Genomic DNA, 18666 nt, shown 5'->3' on the forward strand with positions numbered 1-18666 from the left:
TTAAGCCTTATTTGCAATATATACTGCCATATCTACTAGACGACTTGAATAGCCCCATTCATTATCATACCAAGCAATCACCTTGATAAAATCATCCGCAATCACTTGAGTTAAATCACTTGCCACAATTGCTCCATAAGAACAAGTGATAAAATCGCTTGAAACTCTTTCATCATCATCTACCATTAAAATGCCTTTTAAATTTGTAGTTGCAGCTTTTCTAAAAGCTTCATTGATTTCATCTTTGCTAACTTTACGGCTTAGTTGTGCGGTTAAATCCACGCTTGATACATCAATCACTGGCACACGCATACTTTGTCCGTGAAGCTTGCCATTAAGCTCAGGCATAACAAGCTTCATAGCTTTTGCTGCGCCTGTAGAAGTTGGAATGATATTTTGTGCTGCAGCACGAGAACGGCGTTTATCTTTAGCTTTAGCATCAATAATACTTTGTCCATTTGTATAAGCATGTATTGTTGTCATAAGTCCTTTTTCGATACCAAAATTATCTTGTAAAACACGACAAACAGGACCTAAACAATTTGTTGTACAACTTGCATTAGAAATAATGCTTTCACCCTTGTAAAGTTCTGAATTTACTCCTAAAACATAAGTAGGAGTATCATCTTTTGCAGGAGCACTCATGATCACTTTTTGCACTCCCATATCTATAAATTCTTGACATTTTGCCATAGTTAAATGCGCTCCTGTGCACTCTAAAACAATTTGTGCACCGTGTTTTGCAAAGTCAAGATCTTTTACATTGCGACTTTTAAATACTTTGATTTTTTTACCATTTACCACTAAATCATCGCCTTCACTATCAACACTGCCTTTAAATTCACCATGTACTGTATCGTATTTAAAAAGGTATTTTGTAAGTTCAATATCCGTAGTATCATTTATCGCCACAAGCTCAATATCATTTCTTTCTAAGATGATTCTTGCAACACATCTGCCTATGCGTCCAAAACCATTTATAGCAACTTTTACAGCCATTTAATTTCCTTTTGCAAAATATAATGCTAATATTCTACAAAAAAAAGGTTAAAAATTTAATGAAGATAGCACTTTTTGGTGGCAGTTTTGATCCACCACATAATGGTCATAATAGCGTTGTTTTAGAGGCTTTGGAAAAATTAGATATTGATAAGCTTATTATTATGCCTACTTATATCAACCCTTTTAAACAAAGTTTTAGTGCTGATGAAAAGCAAAGATTTTTATGGGTTAAAAAACTTTGGGGACATTTGCCAAAAGTTGAAATTTGTGATTTTGAAACCAAGCAAAAACGCCCTGTTCCTAGTATAGAAAGCGTTAAGTATCTTTATAAGCTTTACAATCCTAGTACATTTTACCTTTTAATTGGTGCTGATCATTTAGAAAAACTTCATCTTTGGCATGATTTTAAAAAACTTAATTCTTTGGTAGAATTTGTTATTGCTAATCGCAACGATATAGAAATTCCTAAGAATTTCAAAGATTTAAAAACCGATAAAAAAATCGCTTCTTCTTTCATACGCAACACTTTAAATACAAATGAAGTCTGCGAAGAAATTAAAGATGAAGTAAAAAAATATTATGAAAAATTACAAAAAAATTGATACAATTTCAAAAATTAAAGGAAAATAATGCAAGAAAGAATAGATTTAATCGTTAAAATTTTAGATGAAAAAAAAGCTGAAGATATCAAAACCATTGACATGAGCGAGCAAGAATACTTTGTAAAATATGTCATTATCGCAGCTACTTTAGGAGAAAGACACGCTCTATCCTTGATCGATGAGCTTAAAACACAACTTAAAGCCAAAGGGGAGGAATTTTTAAACATAGATAGTAGCGAAGAATGGAGTGTGATTGATCTTGGTGATATTTTAATCCATCTTTTAACACCAGAACACAGAGGAATTTATAATATAGAAGAATTATTAGAAAATCTTAAAAAAGGTAGGGTTTAAAAAGGCTAAATTTAATTAGCCTTTTAATTTTTAGAGATTATCAATATATTCTTTAATTTCTTTTTTGATTTTCTCTTTTTGTTCTTTTAAAGCTTCTTTTTTAGCTTTATACTCAGCCTTACTCATATAATCTTTTTGTTCTTTCAAGGCATCGAGTTCTTTTTCGATTTTTTCCACTTCTTGTTCTTTAAGTTTTTTAGCTTCTAACTTTTTATCATAAAACATAGGATCTTTAGCACAATCATTTTGTACTTGTTTTAAAGCAAGCTCTAAGCTTAAAGTTCTAGCTGTATCATTATGCGCTTTAGAAAAACTGATTTCTTTATTGATACGATCGATTTTTCTATCACATTCACTTGCACCAAAAGCAAAAGCACATAGTGTAAGTAAAATAAGTATTTTTTTCATTTTTAATTCCTTTTTAAAATAAATTAAATCGCGGAATATTATCTCATCAATTCTTAAATCTAGCTTTTATATCATTAAACAAAGTAAATACCATACTTTCAAGCTCTTTTGCTCTTTCTAAAGATGTTGCCTCAAAGCGTGTGATAAGATAAGGGCTGGTATTAGATGCACGAAGTAAAGCCCATCCATCGCCAAAATCTATCCTAGCTCCATCAATTTCACAAAGACTTTTAACACCTTTTAAAGCTCCTTTTTCAATCTCTTTTTGAAATTCTTCCACAAGTTTGAATTTTTCTTCTTCATTTACAGGAATTTTAATTTCAGGTGTAGTATAAAGTTTTGGTAAAGCTTTAATCATACTTTCTAGATCAAAACCTTTATAAACAAGCTCCAAGGCTCTTAAAAATGCATAAATTCCATCATCATAACCAAAATATCTATGTTTAAAGAAAATATGCCCACTCACTTCAGCAGCTAAATCAATATCTTTTTCTTTCATCATTTTTTTGATATTAGAATGTCCTGTTTTTCCCATAAAAATAGTTCCAAATTTAGCCACTTCATCAAAAAGATTTTTAGAACATTTTACCTCACCTAAAATGCGTGGATTAGGGATATCTTTAGCAAACAAATAACAAAGCTCATCCCCACAAAATACATGAGTTTTACTTAAAGCAACCATTCTATCAGCATCCCCATCAAAAGCAAAAGCCAAAGAATAATCTTGATTTTGATTTAAAAATTCTCTAATCGCACTTAAGTTTTCTTCTTCTGTAGGATCTGGAGCATGGTTTGGAAACTGTCCATCGGGCTCTGCAAACATTACATGAGCTTTTAAATTTAAAGCCTTGATTAAAGGCTTTATCACCACTCCAGCCGCACCATTTGTGCAATCAACACCAAATTTATAATTAAAATCCTTTAAAAAGCTAAATTGCTCGCACATAAATTTCACATAAAGGTTTAAAATATCGTATTTTTCTACTTCTAAATTTTCTTCAATATCATCATCTAAATGCTTATAAACTTCTTTTGAAAACTCTTTTAATTCTACACCAAAAAAACTTTCTTTATTAATAGTAATTTTAAAACCATTATAATCTTTTGGGTTATGAGAGCCTGTTATCATAACATTTGCATCAAATTTTAAGCCCTCATAAAGACTAAAATATCCCAATGGAGTTGGTACAAGCCCTATATCATAGATTTTTATTCCCGCTTTGTTAAGTCCACTCACTAGATAATTAAAAAGTTCATTTGCACTATATCTTGCATCATAGCCCACGCTTACATTTTTACAACCCCTATTTAACATAGTTTGTCCCAAACAAAAACCTATAGCTTTAACGCTTTTTTCATTCAATTCTTTGTCGTAAAGTCCTCTTATATCATATTCTCTAAAAATCACATCTAACATTTTTTCCTTCAAATTCATCTCTTCTTTGACCTAAATTTATCGTTTTTCTAAAGCAAATTTGGATAGAAAAGAAATTTTTGCTACAATTTTACATTAATTTCACTAAATGAAGGAAAATTTATGGATGAAGAATTAGAAAACGAAGAAACAAAAAAGAAAAAAGGTGGTTCACTTGTAATTATTATTGTTATTTTACTTTTTGTTTTACTTCTTAGTATTATGGGAGTAATTGCTTGGCTTATTTCAAGCAGTTCAAGTGATGAAAGTGAAGTCAAAGAAGCTCCAAAAGAAGAGGCAAAAGCCGATAAACCTAAAGTTTCAGCTCCTGCTCAGCGAGGTAGTGATTTTGCTAATATAGGTCCTATGTATCCACTTGATCCTTTTACCCTAAATTTGCTTAGCGATAGCGGCTCAAGATATGTAAAATGCACTATAGAACTAGAACAAAATAGCGAACTTTTAAAACCTGAACTTGATAAAAAAGTCCCAGTCATTCGTGATATTATTATTCGTACATTAACAGCTAAAACTTTTGAAGAAGTAAGTACACAAAAAGGCAAAGAACGTTTAAAAGATGAGCTAGTTGGAAAAATCAATGAAATTTTAACCGATGGCTTTATTAAAAATGTTTATTTTACGGATTTTGTAGTTTCTTAATGCGTGTAGGCTGTGATATCATCGCCATTTCTAGAATAGAAAAAATTCATTCTAGACATGGCAAAAATTTTTTGGATAAATTTCTAAGCCCAAAAGAACAAATACTCATTAAAAATCCAGCAACTCTAGCAGGTCTTTGGGCTGCTAAAGAAGCCGCTAGCAAGGCTTTGGGTGTTGGAATTTGTGAATTATGCAGTTTTTTTGATATTGAAATATCAAAAGATGAAAAAAACGCGCCTAAATTAAAATATTCTCAAAAAATTACAAAAGATTTTAATATCACTCAAACTTCCCTAAGTATTTCTCATGATAATGGTTTTGCTATAGCCATAGTGGCTGTAGTTTGATTATTTTCCTATAGTTTGCTTGTCTAAATTTCTTGAAAGTATGAAATCCACCACAGGTTGTTCTCTTTTGTTTGCTCTTTTACAATGATCTTTTTGAAAAAAATCTGTGATTTTTATAACAATCCTTGCCCATTTTTTGCGATTTCTTTCACGCCACGCATGAGAAGAAACGCTCTCCCAAGCATAGCCATTAAACAAGCTTGCATTTACAAAATGATCTAAGGCTCTAACACCCTGTCTTGCTCGTGCGGTATTAAAAAAAATTCCTATAATCACGATAAAAAGATATCCTAAAACTGCTAAAGGTACTATTGCACAAAGCAGAATAGTCCCTGCTAATTTTTCTTTTAAGCTTCCTTTTAAAGTGCGTTTTACACGACGACGAAAATTGGCGCGAATTTTAGTTCTAACTCTTTTCATAGCTTTCTTTTGCTAAATTTTATCCTCATACCATTAGCCGAACGCACTGTTAAACGCCCTACTACATCAGGTACAAAACCTTCTTCAAGTTCTAGTTTGTAAGTTTTTAAAATATTAGCCAAAATCAAAATCGCTTCTTGCATAGCAAAACCTTGTCCTATACAAATTCTTTCCCCTACCCCAAAAGGCAAATAAGCATCTTTTTTGTACTCTCCTTCAAAACGAGAAGGATTAAATCCATGCGGATTTGTCCAAAATTCTTCATGTCTGTGTATCAGCCAAGGAGCAATCACCACCCCAGAACCTTTTTTAATAAGCTTATCTCTAACTTGAGTATCTTTTTTTGCCTCTCTTGCAAAAAACCCAACAGGAGGATAAAGTCTTAAAGATTCTTTAAAAATATTTGTTAAGTATTTAAACTGTCTTAGATGCGAAATTTCAATGACTCCACCCTGTAAAACCTGAGTAATCTCCTCGTAAGCTTTTTCTTGCTCCTTAGGATAAAGACTAAGCAAATAAAGCGTCCATGTCAAAGAACTTGCTGTGGTTTCATGTCCTGCTAAAAAAAGCATAGCCACTTGATCTAAAATTTCCTCAAAAGAAAAACGCTTATTTGTATCAGCATCCACTACTAAAAGCAAAGATCCTAAAATATCTTCAAATTCTGCATTATCTGCCATATCATATCTTGGTTTTATGATATCACTTAAAACCTGTCTGATCACATCTCCGGCCTTAGCACGCTTACAATCTCCTAACACATAAGAAAGCCATTTTGGAAAACGAAACATACGACGCATGGCTGTATGCACGCTTTGCTCTTGAAAAGTCACAAATGCGTTTAAGATTTTTTTACCTTTTTCCTCATCGAGTTTTGAAGACATAATGGTGCGAAAAATCACATCAGCGGTAATAAAAGTCATAGCTTCATCTACTTCGATAACAGCATGATTTGGATACTTGCTAAAACGATCCATCATATCTGCCACAGCTTCACTCATAAGATTAAACACTTTATTGATACGAGTCATTTCAAAACTTGGACGCAAAAGCTCTCTTTGTTTTTTCCAAACTTCACCATTTGTAGTAAAAATACTCTCCCCTAAAAGCGGACTTAAAAGCTCATGTAAAAATGCACTTTTAGGAAATTCTCTAACCTCATCAACCATCATTCTTTTAACTTCTTTAGTGTCATTTATGACATAAAGATCAAAATTTGGCATCTTCACATAGCCTGTTTGCATTTTATAACTACGCTCATAAAGCCCGTCAAGCCAAGATCTACGCTTTAACAAAAAAGTTAAAAGCGTAGAAGCTTTATTTTTATAAGGTTTTGGAAAAAAGGGGCATTCACTCATATTTTTACCTTTTCTTCTAAAAATTTAGGCATTATGATGAAAGAAAAAAAATCATAATCACCTTTAACACTAATACTATAAAGATATAAAAAGTGCGCTTTGTTTTTATCTCTTTTTATTTTTTTATACTCATGTTTTTCATATAAAGTGTGAAATTTAGCACTTAAAAATGGGGGTGTAAATTTAGCATTTACGCCACTCGTGCGGAAAAAATCCACTTGAGGAAAACATGCTCCATCAATAATCGATGTGTAATCATACCATTTTAAATCAAACCTTGAAACAAATTCAAGCTTCTTTCTAAATTCATCCGCTTTTTTTTGATAACTCACTAAAGGAATGCATTCTCCTAAAGTAAGAATTTTTAATTTACGAAGTAAAGATAAATCTAAATTTTGTCTTAAAATACACTCCAAAACTTCTATACAAACTATAGTTCCAACACTATGTGCTACTAAAACAAGTTCATAATCTTGTTTATTTTCATTTTGTTTTAGCTTATCTACTATGGTATTCGCAAAAAGCTTGATTCTTTCTTGCATAGTGCCTGTTTTTTTGTCTTGCCAAGTAGCACAAAAAGCACAAATTCTTGCTATCCAAAATACAGCTAATTTCTTACCTAATTTAAATAAAAAATGATTTAGTAAAAATCCTAAAAAACATCCTATGATAATAGCTAAAGAAAAATGCATATAATTTTGCAAAAAAGCAAAACTTCCAAAAGCCAAAACCAAAGAAAATAGTAAAGAAAATAACACATAAAAAAAAGGATAATAACCTGTGATAAGTTGATAAATCGACTCTTTGCCAAATTTGATAAAAAGCCCTGTGATAGTATAAATTCTAAAAAAACTATAACAATCTGCCAAAGCATCTTTATAATTTTCTGACCAATTTTTCTTAACAATATCATTCCATGTTAAAAAATGATATTTAGTTTGTACTCCTTCGCAAGAAATTTGAAAAAAAGGAAATTGCTCATTTTTTTCAATTTTACTTAAATCAACTTTAATGTTAAAAACATGAGAATAATCTTTTAGGTTTTTTTTAAATAAATCATAATAAAATCTATAACTTTTAGGATCATATCCTGCTATATAAAATACTTCCCTATCCATACAATAATTTCTTTTTGCTTTTAATTATAACAACTTTGCTTTAAAAGCTCTCTTAATCAAAGCTTTTTAGTCTTATTTGTCTAAAAAGAAATTTTTATAAAAATTGCCGTTGAATTGATTAGTTTGTAAAAGATATTTTTTAAAATTACATACCAAAACAGGATTGGGTTTATAAGCATGAGCTTCACGCCAAAAAAATTGAAGTTTTTTTGGATAAGATAAGCCTTCAAAATCATAAAAAGCATTGCCACAAACCTTAGTCGGACAGCCTTCTAAAATAGCACTAAGGCCTACTGTTGAATTTATAGTAATACAACCCAAAGCCTTTCTTAAAAGAACTGGCAAGTGGGTATCATGAACATATAAAACCCTTCCTTCTACATGATATTTTTGACTTAAATCATTTATGAGTTTAGAATAATTCTTATAGCCCCTATCCATGGGATGGTGTTTAAAAACTAGATAAGATTTAGCTCTTGCATGGTTTGCAAAAGAAAGTATGGTTTCCTCTATAAAGTGCTCTATGCTTTTTTTGTAATGATATTTAATTTGCGTATCGCTATAAACTTGTAAAATCGCCAAAAAGTACTTTTTTTCTAAATTATAAATCTTTTCATTTAGTTTTTTTTCTGTAATCTTATAAAGATACTTTCTATACAATGATCTAAACCAAAATAAAAATTCAAAAGGATATAAAGTGCGATGATGAAGTTTGTTGTTAAAAAATGGAGCCAAAATAAAAGCAAACAACCAATACAAAAAAGCATCAAAAGCCATAAATTTAAATCCACCTGGAATTTCTTTTATGCTTTCTTTGGTAAAAATATTTTGAGAAAGATAAAAATTTTTATCACGCGGTAAAGAAGAATTTGCATTCACCCCATCTTTTTCCAAAGTAATACAATAAGGCCTTAAATATCCTTCTTCAAAAATCCATATTTCAATTCCTAATTCTTTAGCCACTTTAATAGCCTTAGCATGGATAATACGACAATCATTATACATTAAAATAGCATCGATTTTTTTGCTTTGAAAAAAATCTCTATAGAAATTTTCAAGATCTTTTTCATCGCACTTACACCTCGTTCCACTAGGATAGAAAAAAAAATCTCCACCGTTAAAATTGAGTTTAAAAACTTTGGTTTGTTTTTTTTTCATTTTTATTGCAAGATGATGAAAAAAATTTCCCACAGGCCCTTGCAAGAGTAAAACATTTTTACTAGTAAATTCTTGCTGCAATTTTTTAGAAATTTTCATAAATTCGTAATCCCCCCCCCCGTCCGTATTATTTTATGATATTTTCAACAATGCGTCTCATACGTCTTAATAAAAAATTTCTTAAATCTATAATTATTTTAAGATAAGATTTAGAAAAATAATCTTTTTGTAAATTTAGCATTATATCTAAACAAACTTCAATTTCACATAAAATTTTTGTTTTAGGATTTATATATCTTGGATATGTGATTAAAGCACCTGCTACAAGCTCTTCTAGGCTTAGTTTTCTTGTTCTTCTTTCGCATTTATGTTTATCTTTTGTTAAACCCCAGCCTGCATAAAAAGGCATACCATAAGTAAAAACTTTTTTAGCTCTTAAAAGAGCATCAAAACCACTTGTAGAAGTAATAGTGTGAATTTCATCAGCAATTTTTATAGCACTATCAATACTGCAATCTTTTACAATCTCATCGCAAAATTCCAAGATAAGCTTTTCATCTTTTAAACCCACACGGTTACCACTTAACACATCAGGATGTGGCTTAAAGATGATATAAGCATCTTGATTTTTAGCACGCACCTCCTTAAGCAAATCAAGAGTAGATAAGCCAAAACCTCCTAAAATCATCGAAGCATCATCTTCAACTTGAGCAGGGATTAAAATAATCTTTTGTCCTATTTTGGCATTGATCTTTAAATTTTCATGCTTTAAGCCATTATATTTTGAAAAGCGGTTCTCAAGTAAGATTTTTATAATATTTTTTGCCCTATTTAGCATATTTTCATCAAAAATTTCATTTTGCAAAAGCTCTTCTAATTTGCTTGCTTTATTTGGATCTATGTAAAGTCCTTTATCATCAACGATTAAAGAAAAAGGGCGCGTAAGATCAGAACCTAAAGAAATTGAACGGATAAAACCATCTTCAACTAAAGAAATTTTAGGACTAAAATTAGTTAAATTTTGCTCTTTTGCCTTTGTTAAAAGCAAATTTTTAAGAGTATTTTCATCATATTTTTTACCCCAAATAAAGAATTTATCATCTTCTTTAAGCTTGTATCTAACTAAAGATTTAATAGAATTTAAAAAAATAATTTCATTATCTTTAGCTTTAAAAAAAGGCTTGATAAAATGCCTTTTCCATAAGGTAAAGCCTAGCATAAAAAGCCTGTTAGAATTTACCTTTTCTATATCTTTATATTTTGCTAAAGTTTGAATAGTATCAAAAATATTACTTTTTTGATTTAAACAAGGATTAAAATACTCGCTATAAAGTATATAAGCAGCATAGAAAACTTCTTCTAAACTTCTTTTTTGCATCCTTCTTTTACACTCTAATTTATCTTTTGTTAGACCCCAGCCCGCATAAAAAGGCATGCCATAACAAATACACTCACATTCTTGCATCAAAGCTTCAAAACCCATACCAGAAGTTTTGGTATAAACCTTATCAAAAAACTCAAGCAAGGCTATGGGATTAAAATTTTCAGTGATTAAAATACATTCTTTAGGCAAGGAATTTATATCTAAATCACTTTGTTTTTTACCACTTAAAACATCAGGATGGATTTTTATATAAATTTTAGAATCAGGATTTTCTTTTATGGCATCTTTTATCATATCGACAGTTTTAAAATCTTTAGCAAGCCCAAATTCAAGCGAGGCATCATTGGCTGTTTGAGTGATGATTAAAACCCTTTTTTCATCTTTTTGAAAATAATCATCTGGGATATCAAGATTGTTATTATACTTGCTAATTTTATATTTTTTGATAAGCTCTATAGCTTTTTTAGCTTGCTTGATTTCTTCATCTTTAAATTCATAAGTATTTAAAAGATTTTCAAGCTTTGAGGGCATTGTTCCATCATAATAAATGCCTATATCATCTTTAACCATAGAAAAACTTGGGCTATTTTCAACCCCTAAGTTTAATGATCGGATAAATCCATCTTCTAAAAGTATGAATTTAGCCTTATGTTTTTTTGCCAAATTCATAGCTTTTAAACCTGATTTTTTGCGCCCCCAGCCAAAGAAAAGATCATCTTTGTTGATTTTTAAATTTCTCTTATATAAAAAAATGCTGTAAAAATTTCTAACATTAGCGATAAGTTTTTTTGATGTTGAGTAATACTTCACAATGCCAATTTCTTTATTATAAGTTCAACTTTTTCTTCTAAATTATTTCGACAAGAATTATTGATCACTAAATCAGCCTCTGGTTTATCAAATTCTATATCAACACCAACTACATTATCAATTTCTTTATTTAAAGCCTTAGTATAAAGCCCTTTTTGATCTCTTTGCATTAATTCATGCATATCGCATTCTATATAAATTTCATAATAATTTTTTAATTGCTTTCTATTGTAATCATAAATCTCATTAAACATTGAAATCGTAGTGACAATAACTATCATACCTTGATCGTTTAAAAATTTTGCAAATTTAGCTCTTTTCAAAGCCATATCTATGCGACCTTGTCTATCGTATGCATAATGTCCTAATATTTCTCTTAACTCATCTCCATCGAGATAAATAAGGTTTTTATATTTTAGTTTTAATTTTTCATACAAAGCTTGACCTATAGTTGTTTTTCCGCTTCCAGCTAAACCAGTAAGCCAAATAATATAAGGACTATTTATCAATTTGCACCTCTAAATCACTCATAAAATCAATTTCACACCAATTGCCATCAATTTCCACTGCTTTTGCGTTGTTGTATTTTTCAATTAAAGCTTGCAAAAAACTTGTCATGTACATATTTTCAAAATTTTTATTATCATATAAAATATCTCGATCAAGCATTTCATAAAAAGCAATAACTTCGGAAAGAAATTGATAAGAAAATTTAAAAAGTCCTATATATTGAGCTTCTATCTCATCATAGGCATTAGCTTTTTTTCCAAGTTCTATAATATAACCATTTGTCATCTTTAATGTTTCAGCATCTTCTAAAGGATTTGCAAAGCGTTTGCTCCAAAGCTTACGCCAAGACTTATCAACTACTATAGCAAGTTCTTCTTTGGCATTTATAAGCTTTTGCACGCAATCTTGAAAATAAACAATATCCGCATAAGAAATAATCAAATCTTGTTTTTCTTCGATGCATTTTAATATAAAATCTTTAGCGCAAAAAAAAGTATGAACCATATTGGTTTTATCATATTTTGAATTAATAAAAAAATGCTCGATATCATATTTATTAAGATAATTTTTTAGCACTTCGTTTAAATATCCACCCACAACAGCTATTTCATTTATACCTGCTGATTTTAAAGCTTCGATTTCATAATCTATGATTTTTTTATTCTTATACTCAACCATACACTTTGGTTGATCTTTTGTTAAAGGCATCAGCCTTGATCCAAAACCTGCTGCTAAGATAATTGCATTCATATTATTCCTTGATTAAACTAAACCACTCTCTTAAAATTTGAATATTATTAAGCCCATTTTCTCTTTCAATATGCCACATAATACCAAAAATATTTTCATACTTATGTTTAAAAGCTTCTATGGTATTATCTTCTGCTAAGCAAAGTTCTACAAGATCTTCGCCTAATTTTTCAATAGCAAAATTATGAAAAGAATTGCTTATAAATTTTTCTTTTGAGAAAAATACTTCATGTTTGCCTATATGATTTTCACAAGGACTTATATGGCTGTTAAAATAATGAGCTATCATCTGAGCCCCTCTGCAAATTCCTAAAAGTGGTATTTTTTCTTCTAAACAAATTTCTATAACTTGCTTTTCATATAAATCCCTCTTTTTAGATAAAACATTAGGACTATAAAAACTTAAATCATTGCCACCGCTTAATATCACAGCTTTTATTAGATGTTTATAATGAGAAAAATCTATTTCATAGCTAAGAGGAAGAGGAGTAAAATTTTTAAATAAATCTTTATTAAATAATTTTCCCCAATCCAAAGCCAAACATTCTCTTTCTTCATGATAACTTTCGTTGCAAATAAGCCTTTGAGTAATACCTATAAACAAAATATTTGCTCACTTTCACATTCTATATTTATTTTTTTAGCTTTTAAATATTTTTCAAAATTTTCTTCTCCAACTCCTATAACAGCAGGCATTCCAAGTTCTGAGGCACGAATGGCCATATGTGAATTAGCACCCCCATAACATGTAATAAGTCCTGCTATATTTTTTGTAAATAAATAATCATATCCAGGATCTGCTGCATAAATTAAAACAATCTTTCCTTCTAAATCTTTATCATTTTCCTTCGCCGTAAATGCAGTGATGTTCTTTTGTGTAATGAAATTTGGAATAATACTATGATTATAAAAAGAAAAAATTTCATCGGCATTGCAAAGTAAAGAAGGAAGTTTTATAGCTTGTGTAAGTTCATATTCTTTTTTATTGCGATTAATTTCTTCTACAAACTGCTCTTTTGGATTTATAGAATAAAGACTAGAATAAAGATTTAAAATGCTTTTTATATCAAGATGAGCCAAATCTTCTTTTTCAATACCATAATATTTGCCTAATTCTTCTATATAAACTATAGCCTTAGAAAGCAATCTAGTGAATTCAAATTTAACGAGCTCTCTACCCTCGATAGCCTGCTTTAAAAAATCAAAAAATTCACAAGCATTAATCTCTAGTCCATGTTCTCTAAGTAAGGCATTTAAAGCTTTTGTCTTTTCTTCTGAAAAAACAAAAGCTTTATCTTGTAAATAAACTTTACTATCTTTTTGATCCACATCAAAATAAAGCTCAAAATCTTCATCATACCTTGGCGATAAAATATTATAAGTTCCTGCTCTTAAATGTCCAAAATCTTTCAAAAATTGATCTTTGTTGTGAAAATTAAGATGGTTTGTTTGTTTGCTTAAATTTTTACTCACTGTATTGAGTGAATTTAAAAAATCATCTTTTTCCTCTTTAGTTATAAAATCAATCTCAACTAAAGAATTTAAAAGTTGCATTGCTACAAATGCAGCCCTAGCCACTCCCGCAAAAGGCAAGGTTCCATAACGCTTGCATTCTTCAATAAGCCAATAAATTTTATCAATTAAAGAAAAATTAGAATTAATAATACCATCATATCTTTCTTTTAGCTTATAAGCTTTTTGTATATCTTTTAAATAAAGCCCTGATCTAGGATTAATAATCTTATTTGTAAGTTCTAATAATGAAAATTCTAATCTTTTGATTTCATTTTCATTAAAACCATGATTTAAAAGTTCTTCTAATTTTTTAGAACTATTAAAGTCATAACAAGAATAAACAATATTAAATTCAATCTTATCGTGCAATTCATGATTTTTATTAAGCTTATCTAAGTAAAAATTGACAAGTTTTTGTGCGATATTTTCATCTAATTTTTTTGGTATAAAAGAATTAAAAGATAATCTTACATCCACATAAGGAATGCCTAAAAAAGAATGGATTAAAGGATGGGATCTTAGATCTCTATAACCATAATTATCTCTTTGATACGCCCAGATATTATCCGTAATGATTTCTTTATATAAACTAAAAGCTAAACGCTTAGGTCTTAACCCTATGATTTCAGCTGGATTCCAATCAGGCATTACCCCAAAAATGGCTTTATCTCCCAAAACTCTAGATCTTGATTCTTTTAAAGACTCAAAACGTTTATAAAATCTATATAAAGCTTCTTTTGGTAAAGAATGAAATAAATTATTTTTTTCATGCATAACCAAAGGACGCACTTGTAAGCAAAAAAGTTCTTCCTTATCATCTTGAATAGCAAATGCAAATTCAACATCTAAAAAATGACAATCATATAAAACTTCTAATTCTTTTATAAGTTCTATAATTTTTTGAAGTCTAATATCTTTAAATTCTAAATAATTTCTGTAATGATAGTAAGTTTTTGCACTCTTACTGCTTCCATCTGTAATAGAGCTATTTGAACCATTTTCATCATATTGAAGACAAAAATAAGGGGAAAAATTATCCTTATCAACACTAAAACCAACGCCACAAAGAGTAATGTTTTCAAGCATAGGTTGAACTAAAATTTCATCGCTTTTTGATGGCATAGAATTGGCAACTTCATATAAAGCTTTTAATAATTCATCTTTAGAATCAGCTTTAATATTTGCCAAAGAAAGAAAAGCACCTGCATTGGAGTTTTTCATACTATCTTCACTTAAAGAAGAACTTCTTATAATGAGTCTATTAGCCTTTAAGGTTTGAATGTCCTGTAAAACTTTATCCTCATTTGATATTAATTCTTCAAGCGAAGTTAAAACCAAAGGTAGAACTTTTGCTTTTTTTAATTTTGTTTGTAAATTTTTTAAATTTTGTGCTTTGGTTTTAAATTTTAACTCCGCCATATTTTTCCTTAGTTTTATATTTTTTTAGCACTCCAACAACGAGTGGTATATTTTATGCTAAATTCCTTAGGAAGTCTTTGTGAAATTTTATTACTAATTTTATTAAAAAGTTCATTTCCCTCATCAGTCTCCAAATCCCAATAAGGATTTTTAACACTTTTCCATGCATTAATATAATTTTCAATGCTTTGATGAAAATAAAAATCCTCTTCAATATAAACAATATTATCAAAAAGATCCTTTCGACTCTCTATAATTGGTCTTTGATCTTCTCTTCTTGTTCCCCTTGTATAATTTGGTACAAATTCTACAATAGTATCTTCAGCTATTTTTTGCACAGGATCGTTTAAATCCCTGTGATTCCACATACAAGAAAAATATCCCTCTGATTTTAATAAGCGATGTGCTTCCTCTAAAGCTTCATTTCTATCCATTACATTAAAACTGCTACCAAAAGTCACCCAATCAAATTCACTATTTTGAAGTGTTGAGTTTAAACCTGTTGCCCTAACCCAATCAATCTTCTCACCTTTAGTTCTTTCTATCCCGATCTCACGCATCGCATCATTTGGTTCTACAGATACTACCTTACATCCTCTTTCTAAAAGCATAATGCTTAGATTTCCAGTTCCTGCACCGATATCAGCGACTTTAATATCTTTTTTTCCAACTAAACTAATAAGCATATCTATAGTTTTTGGAGCATAATTTGGTCTATAGCTATAAAATTTAGCATGCTTGGTATAATCCCACACTTGTTCTACTAGTTTTTGCATTTTATTTCCTTTTTTTTCATCTTTGACAAGCTTGATGAAAAAAGGAGGTATTTTATGCTTTTCTAGCTGTCCATGCTCTTATTTTATAAGGAATCTCTATACTTTGTATATGAGAAATTTTAGCTTCTATCATCTCTAAAATTTCCTTCCATCTTTTTTCACCTGCTTGTGCTTGTATATCATTTACAGAATGCCAAGCTCCAAGATAACGCTCTTTATCCCAAAACTCTTTATAGTCACACTCCATAAAAAAGCAGTCTGTGAAATCTCCTGTTGAAACAAGAATTTCTTCCCATTTTTTAACATTTTGAGTGCCACTGCTTACACGAGCAAGCTCTGGAACAATATGTTTAATCTCCTTTTCGATTTCATCAAAAACCGAACCCTCTACAATGTGGCGAGGATTCCAAATCGCAGTGAAATACCCCCCCCCTGTTAATATACGATTAAATTCTGGGAGAGATTTTTTAGGATCTGTCCAATGAAAAGAACTAGCCATGATGACCCAATCAGCTTGATTATTGCTCATGCAGGTTTCTTCACCACTTCCTTTGTGCCAAGAAATATTTGATAAATTTTGTGTAAATTTTTGCCCTTCTTCACGCATATTATCATTTGGCTCCACAGCACTAATTTGGCATCCAAATATTTCTCCCAACATCTTAGTAAGTTTTCCAGTTCCAGCTCCTACTTCAACAATATTTAAATCTTTTAAATTTTTATTTTTATCATTGATACAAGCTACAAGTTTTTCAAGTAAAAACGGACTATAAGCAGGTCTATTATGATAATGCTTTGCAACCTCTGTAAAATCTCCTTGTTTCATATTGATTCCTTTCTCTAATTTAAAACACAATTATATCTTTTTTTTATTAATTTACAAATCTTTTTCCTGAATATCACCATCCAACTCTTTGCACATTTTTTCAAATTCTTGATAGTATTTCCAAGATGCTACTATATCTGGACGATATTGTTTGATAAATTTTAACTCTTTGTGTAGCATATTAAAGACTTTATTTCTTATTAATTTATTATTTTTAAATTCACTTAAAATATCATTTTCTGACCATTTTTTATTTTCAATATCTTTTATTTTTTTATTTAAAACGTCTAGAAAATCTTTTTGAAAATCATTTATTTGTTTTATTAGTGGATTGTTTAAATACTCAAAATCTAATTTTGATATTGAAAATACAATATCTTGCAATAAATCATGTTTATATTTTAACATACAATTTAAATTTATATTTCCATTAGTCACTCTATCTTTTAATTCTATATAAACTTTAATATTTATATTTTCAAACGAAAAATTTATTATAAGCGGTAAAATATATCTATATGGACCAAAAATTATTTTTTGTATTATTTCCAAATTATCTATATTATTTAATTTAAATTTAAACTTTAAATCAACAAAAGTTGATAAAATTTTATTTGGCATAAGCTCCTCCATATCCAAAAAATATATTTTCTCTTTGCATATATTTTTAATGATAGAATCATACCGCCATACACCATGATTTATCCAATAATTTAACATATGTTCTAATGTTATTTGCTCAAAAAAAGGATATTGCACCCTATCTAATATTTTTTGGATAGGGATATTACTATCGACTATATCGTAACTATTACAACCTTTTTTATATCCACCATGATTTAATCCTGTTTTAAATTTTGATATAGGATCTCGAATTAAAAATATAGTAGTGATTCGTGGAAGTAAATTTATATATTTAAAACTCTTATTAAAATCATTTCTATCTAAAAAAAGTATATGTATGCAATCATAACTATGCTCAAAATTATCCAAATACAACATTTTATAGTCATTGGAATACCATTGCAATCTAACACCATGATAAACTAAAGCTCTTAACAGGATACTATGTCCAGTTAATCCAAAAGTAAATAGATTAAACTTATACCCATCAGGTAAAGGTAAATTCATCTCCCATGCAAGTTCAGCAGGTATATTTTTATAATTAATTTTTTCGTTTTCATCATTTAGTTTCTTGGGATCAAGTAAAGAAGGATAAGGATGACTTCCTTTTTTATATCTTTCATTAAAATCATCTGATAACAACCATTCTTCTATAAGATCAAAATTTTGTATAAAATAATTAAAGTTGTGAAAGATATTATCTAGTATTGCTTTATAGTCTTGATGAATTTTTAATATATTTTTTATTCTTGGAAATTCTTTTAGGAATAGTTGTTTATTATTTATCAATCCTTCAAGAATGCTAGAGTTAATCTGATCAAATTCTTTAAAAATTTCTCTAAAAATTTGAAATTCTTTATTGGCTTTTTTAATATCATTTTTTAGTTTAAATCCACTTCCTTTATGCCAAGTTTTATCAGCCTTGATTAAAACTTCACCCAGCATATAGGACAAATGAAATTTATATCTTAAAGCTTGTTCATAATCACCACATGTTTCTAAACTTGGATATTTGAGCTGAGGAAAGATTTGTATAGTTTGTTGATAAATTTTTTGTTCTTTTTTGTGTTGCTTTTTAATTTTATAAAGTTTTTTAAATAATGCTATATACCCCCCCCCATTGTTTGTAAAGTCAATCATAGCTTGACCTAGTTTATAAGCAAGATGATTTTTTACTCTTTCTATAGCTGAGTTTGGGTTATACATAGGGT

At 29.4% G+C, this 18666-nt stretch carries 19 protein-coding genes; 4 read left to right on the plus strand and 15 right to left on the minus strand.

The features are described from left to right. Entirely contained in the window at positions 1-999 is a 999-nt protein-coding gene (gene gap / locus AT682_RS07365) for a type I glyceraldehyde-3-phosphate dehydrogenase (protein ID WP_002868484.1), read from the minus strand. Positions 1000-1058: 59 nt separating this feature from the next. Here gap and nadD point away from each other — a divergent pair, with 59 nt between their 5' ends. Together nadD and rsfS are read left to right on the plus strand one after the other, a co-directional pair. Then, the gene (nadD, locus tag AT682_RS07370) at positions 1059-1604 is read left to right on the plus strand and encodes a nicotinate (nicotinamide) nucleotide adenylyltransferase (protein WP_002882477.1); all 546 of its coding nucleotides are present in this window, start codon (positions 1059-1061) and stop codon (positions 1602-1604) included. 27 nt (positions 1605-1631) lie between these two features. Beyond that, positions 1632-1958 carry a ribosome silencing factor gene (rsfS, locus tag AT682_RS07375; protein ID WP_002855339.1) on the plus strand — a complete coding sequence of 109 codons (327 nt, stop codon included), beginning with the start codon at positions 1632-1634 and terminating at the stop codon, positions 1956-1958. Between the two features lie 30 nt (positions 1959-1988). On the opposite strand, the gene AT682_RS07380 is transcribed toward rsfS, so the two are convergent. Then, positions 1989-2366 carry a DUF1090 family protein gene (locus tag AT682_RS07380; protein WP_002860386.1) on the minus strand — a complete coding sequence of 126 codons (378 nt, stop codon included), beginning with the start codon at positions 2364-2366 and terminating at the stop codon, positions 1989-1991. Positions 2367-2412: 46 nt separating this feature from the next. Beyond that, positions 2413-3801: a phosphoglucosamine mutase PgmL gene (gene pgmL, locus AT682_RS07385; protein ID WP_010891933.1), complete on the minus strand. Its 1389-nt coding sequence runs from the start codon at positions 3799-3801 to the stop codon at positions 2413-2415. 102 nt (positions 3802-3903) lie between these two features. Between pgmL and fliL the strand changes: the two genes are divergently transcribed. Then, on the plus strand, positions 3904-4440 hold the full coding sequence (gene fliL, locus AT682_RS07390) for a flagellar basal body-associated protein FliL (protein ID WP_002780442.1): 537 nt from the start codon (positions 3904-3906) through the stop codon (positions 4438-4440). After that, positions 4440-4787, plus strand: coding sequence for a holo-ACP synthase (acpS, locus tag AT682_RS07395; RefSeq protein ID WP_002780441.1), 348 nt, complete (start codon positions 4440-4442; stop codon positions 4785-4787). Before fliL ends, acpS begins: the two co-directional genes overlap by 1 nt. On the opposite strand, the gene AT682_RS07400 is transcribed toward acpS, so the two are convergent. The 12 genes from AT682_RS07400 to AT682_RS07455 all read right to left on the minus strand — a co-directional run bounded on the left by AT682_RS07400 (position 4788) and on the right by AT682_RS07455 (position 18661). Then, complete coding sequence (locus AT682_RS07400; RefSeq protein WP_002780440.1) at positions 4788-5207, minus strand: hypothetical protein; 420 nt, start codon at positions 5205-5207, stop codon at positions 4788-4790. It lies immediately after the preceding gene. Then, entirely contained in the window at positions 5204-6565 is a 1362-nt protein-coding gene (locus AT682_RS07405) for a cytochrome P450 (RefSeq protein ID WP_002780438.1), read from the minus strand. The genes AT682_RS07400 and AT682_RS07405 overlap by 4 nt, the downstream gene beginning before the upstream one ends. Next, entirely contained in the window at positions 6562-7683 is a 1122-nt protein-coding gene (locus AT682_RS07410) for a hypothetical protein (RefSeq protein WP_002780436.1), read from the minus strand. Before AT682_RS07410 ends, AT682_RS07405 begins: the two co-directional genes overlap by 4 nt. 72 nt (positions 7684-7755) lie before the next feature. Continuing rightward, positions 7756-8940: a capsule polysaccharide modification protein KpsS gene (gene kpsS, locus AT682_RS07415; RefSeq protein WP_002882476.1), complete on the minus strand. Its 1185-nt coding sequence runs from the start codon at positions 8938-8940 to the stop codon at positions 7756-7758. A 28-nt stretch (positions 8941-8968) separates the two neighbouring features. Continuing rightward, positions 8969-11035: a capsule polysaccharide biogenesis protein gene (gene kpsC / locus AT682_RS07420; RefSeq protein ID WP_002882475.1), complete on the minus strand. Its 2067-nt coding sequence runs from the start codon at positions 11033-11035 to the stop codon at positions 8969-8971. Continuing rightward, positions 11032-11544 (minus strand): cytidine diphosphoramidate kinase, encoded by a 513-nt coding sequence (gene cysC, locus AT682_RS07425; RefSeq protein ID WP_002855668.1) that lies wholly within the window; start codon positions 11542-11544, stop codon positions 11032-11034. The genes kpsC and cysC overlap by 4 nt, the downstream gene beginning before the upstream one ends. Then, positions 11534-12295 (minus strand): CTP:phosphoglutamine cytidylyltransferase, encoded by a 762-nt coding sequence (locus tag AT682_RS07430; protein WP_002825812.1) that lies wholly within the window; start codon positions 12293-12295, stop codon positions 11534-11536. Before AT682_RS07430 ends, cysC begins: the two co-directional genes overlap by 11 nt. 1 nt (position 12296) lies before the next feature. Next, positions 12297-12899, minus strand: coding sequence for a gamma-glutamyl-CDP-amidate hydrolase (locus AT682_RS07435; RefSeq protein ID WP_002859688.1), 603 nt, complete (start codon positions 12897-12899; stop codon positions 12297-12299). Further along, positions 12890-15229: a PEP-utilizing enzyme gene (locus tag AT682_RS07440; protein ID WP_002874665.1), complete on the minus strand. Its 2340-nt coding sequence runs from the start codon at positions 15227-15229 to the stop codon at positions 12890-12892. Before AT682_RS07440 ends, AT682_RS07435 begins: the two co-directional genes overlap by 10 nt. Positions 15230-15243: 14 nt before the next feature. Then, complete coding sequence (locus AT682_RS07445; RefSeq protein WP_002882474.1) at positions 15244-16005, minus strand: class I SAM-dependent methyltransferase; 762 nt, start codon at positions 16003-16005, stop codon at positions 15244-15246. Positions 16006-16057: 52 nt separating this feature from the next. Beyond that, the gene (locus AT682_RS07450) at positions 16058-16831 is read right to left on the minus strand and encodes a class I SAM-dependent methyltransferase (RefSeq protein WP_058207864.1); all 774 of its coding nucleotides are present in this window, start codon (positions 16829-16831) and stop codon (positions 16058-16060) included. A gap of 51 nt (positions 16832-16882) precedes the next feature. Beyond that, positions 16883-18661, minus strand: a complete 1779-nt coding sequence (locus tag AT682_RS07455; RefSeq protein ID WP_058207865.1) for an O-methyl phosphoramidate transferase — start codon at positions 18659-18661, stop codon at positions 16883-16885. Positions 18662-18666: the final 5 nt, after the last annotated feature.

Source organism: Campylobacter jejuni (assembly GCF_001457695.1).
Taxonomy (GTDB): domain Bacteria; phylum Campylobacterota; class Campylobacteria; order Campylobacterales; family Campylobacteraceae; genus Campylobacter_D; species Campylobacter_D jejuni.

What these genes read in the sequence shown, in the direction of transcription:
- AT682_RS07440 (WP_002874665.1), bottom strand. Translation starts at nt 15,229, where the DNA reads ATGGCGGAGTTAAAATTTAAAACCAAAGCACAAAATTTAAAAAATTTA.
- AT682_RS07455 (WP_058207865.1), bottom strand. Translation starts at nt 18,661, where the DNA reads ATGTATAACCCAAACTCAGCTATAGAAAGAGTAAAAAATCATCTTGCT.
- rsfS (WP_002855339.1), top strand. Translation starts at nt 1,632, where the DNA reads ATGCAAGAAAGAATAGATTTAATCGTTAAAATTTTAGATGAAAAAAAA.
- AT682_RS07430 (WP_002825812.1), bottom strand. Translation starts at nt 12,295, where the DNA reads ATGAATGCAATTATCTTAGCAGCAGGTTTTGGATCAAGGCTGATGCCT.
- AT682_RS07405 (WP_002780438.1), bottom strand. Translation starts at nt 6,565, where the DNA reads ATGAGTGAATGCCCCTTTTTTCCAAAACCTTATAAAAATAAAGCTTCT.
- AT682_RS07400 (WP_002780440.1), bottom strand. Translation starts at nt 5,207, where the DNA reads ATGAAAAGAGTTAGAACTAAAATTCGCGCCAATTTTCGTCGTCGTGTA.
- nadD (WP_002882477.1), top strand. Translation starts at nt 1,059, where the DNA reads ATGAAGATAGCACTTTTTGGTGGCAGTTTTGATCCACCACATAATGGT.
- pgmL (WP_010891933.1), bottom strand. Translation starts at nt 3,801, where the DNA reads ATGAATTTGAAGGAAAAAATGTTAGATGTGATTTTTAGAGAATATGAT.
- fliL (WP_002780442.1), top strand. Translation starts at nt 3,904, where the DNA reads ATGGATGAAGAATTAGAAAACGAAGAAACAAAAAAGAAAAAAGGTGGT.
- gap (WP_002868484.1), bottom strand. Translation starts at nt 999, where the DNA reads ATGGCTGTAAAAGTTGCTATAAATGGTTTTGGACGCATAGGCAGATGT.
- AT682_RS07445 (WP_002882474.1), bottom strand. Translation starts at nt 16,005, where the DNA reads ATGCAAAAACTAGTAGAACAAGTGTGGGATTATACCAAGCATGCTAAA.
- kpsS (WP_002882476.1), bottom strand. Translation starts at nt 8,940, where the DNA reads ATGAAAATTTCTAAAAAATTGCAGCAAGAATTTACTAGTAAAAATGTT.
- AT682_RS07410 (WP_002780436.1), bottom strand. Translation starts at nt 7,683, where the DNA reads ATGGATAGGGAAGTATTTTATATAGCAGGATATGATCCTAAAAGTTAT.
- AT682_RS07380 (WP_002860386.1), bottom strand. Translation starts at nt 2,366, where the DNA reads ATGAAAAAAATACTTATTTTACTTACACTATGTGCTTTTGCTTTTGGT.
- acpS (WP_002780441.1), top strand. Translation starts at nt 4,440, where the DNA reads ATGCGTGTAGGCTGTGATATCATCGCCATTTCTAGAATAGAAAAAATT.
- AT682_RS07450 (WP_058207864.1), bottom strand. Translation starts at nt 16,831, where the DNA reads ATGAAACAAGGAGATTTTACAGAGGTTGCAAAGCATTATCATAATAGA.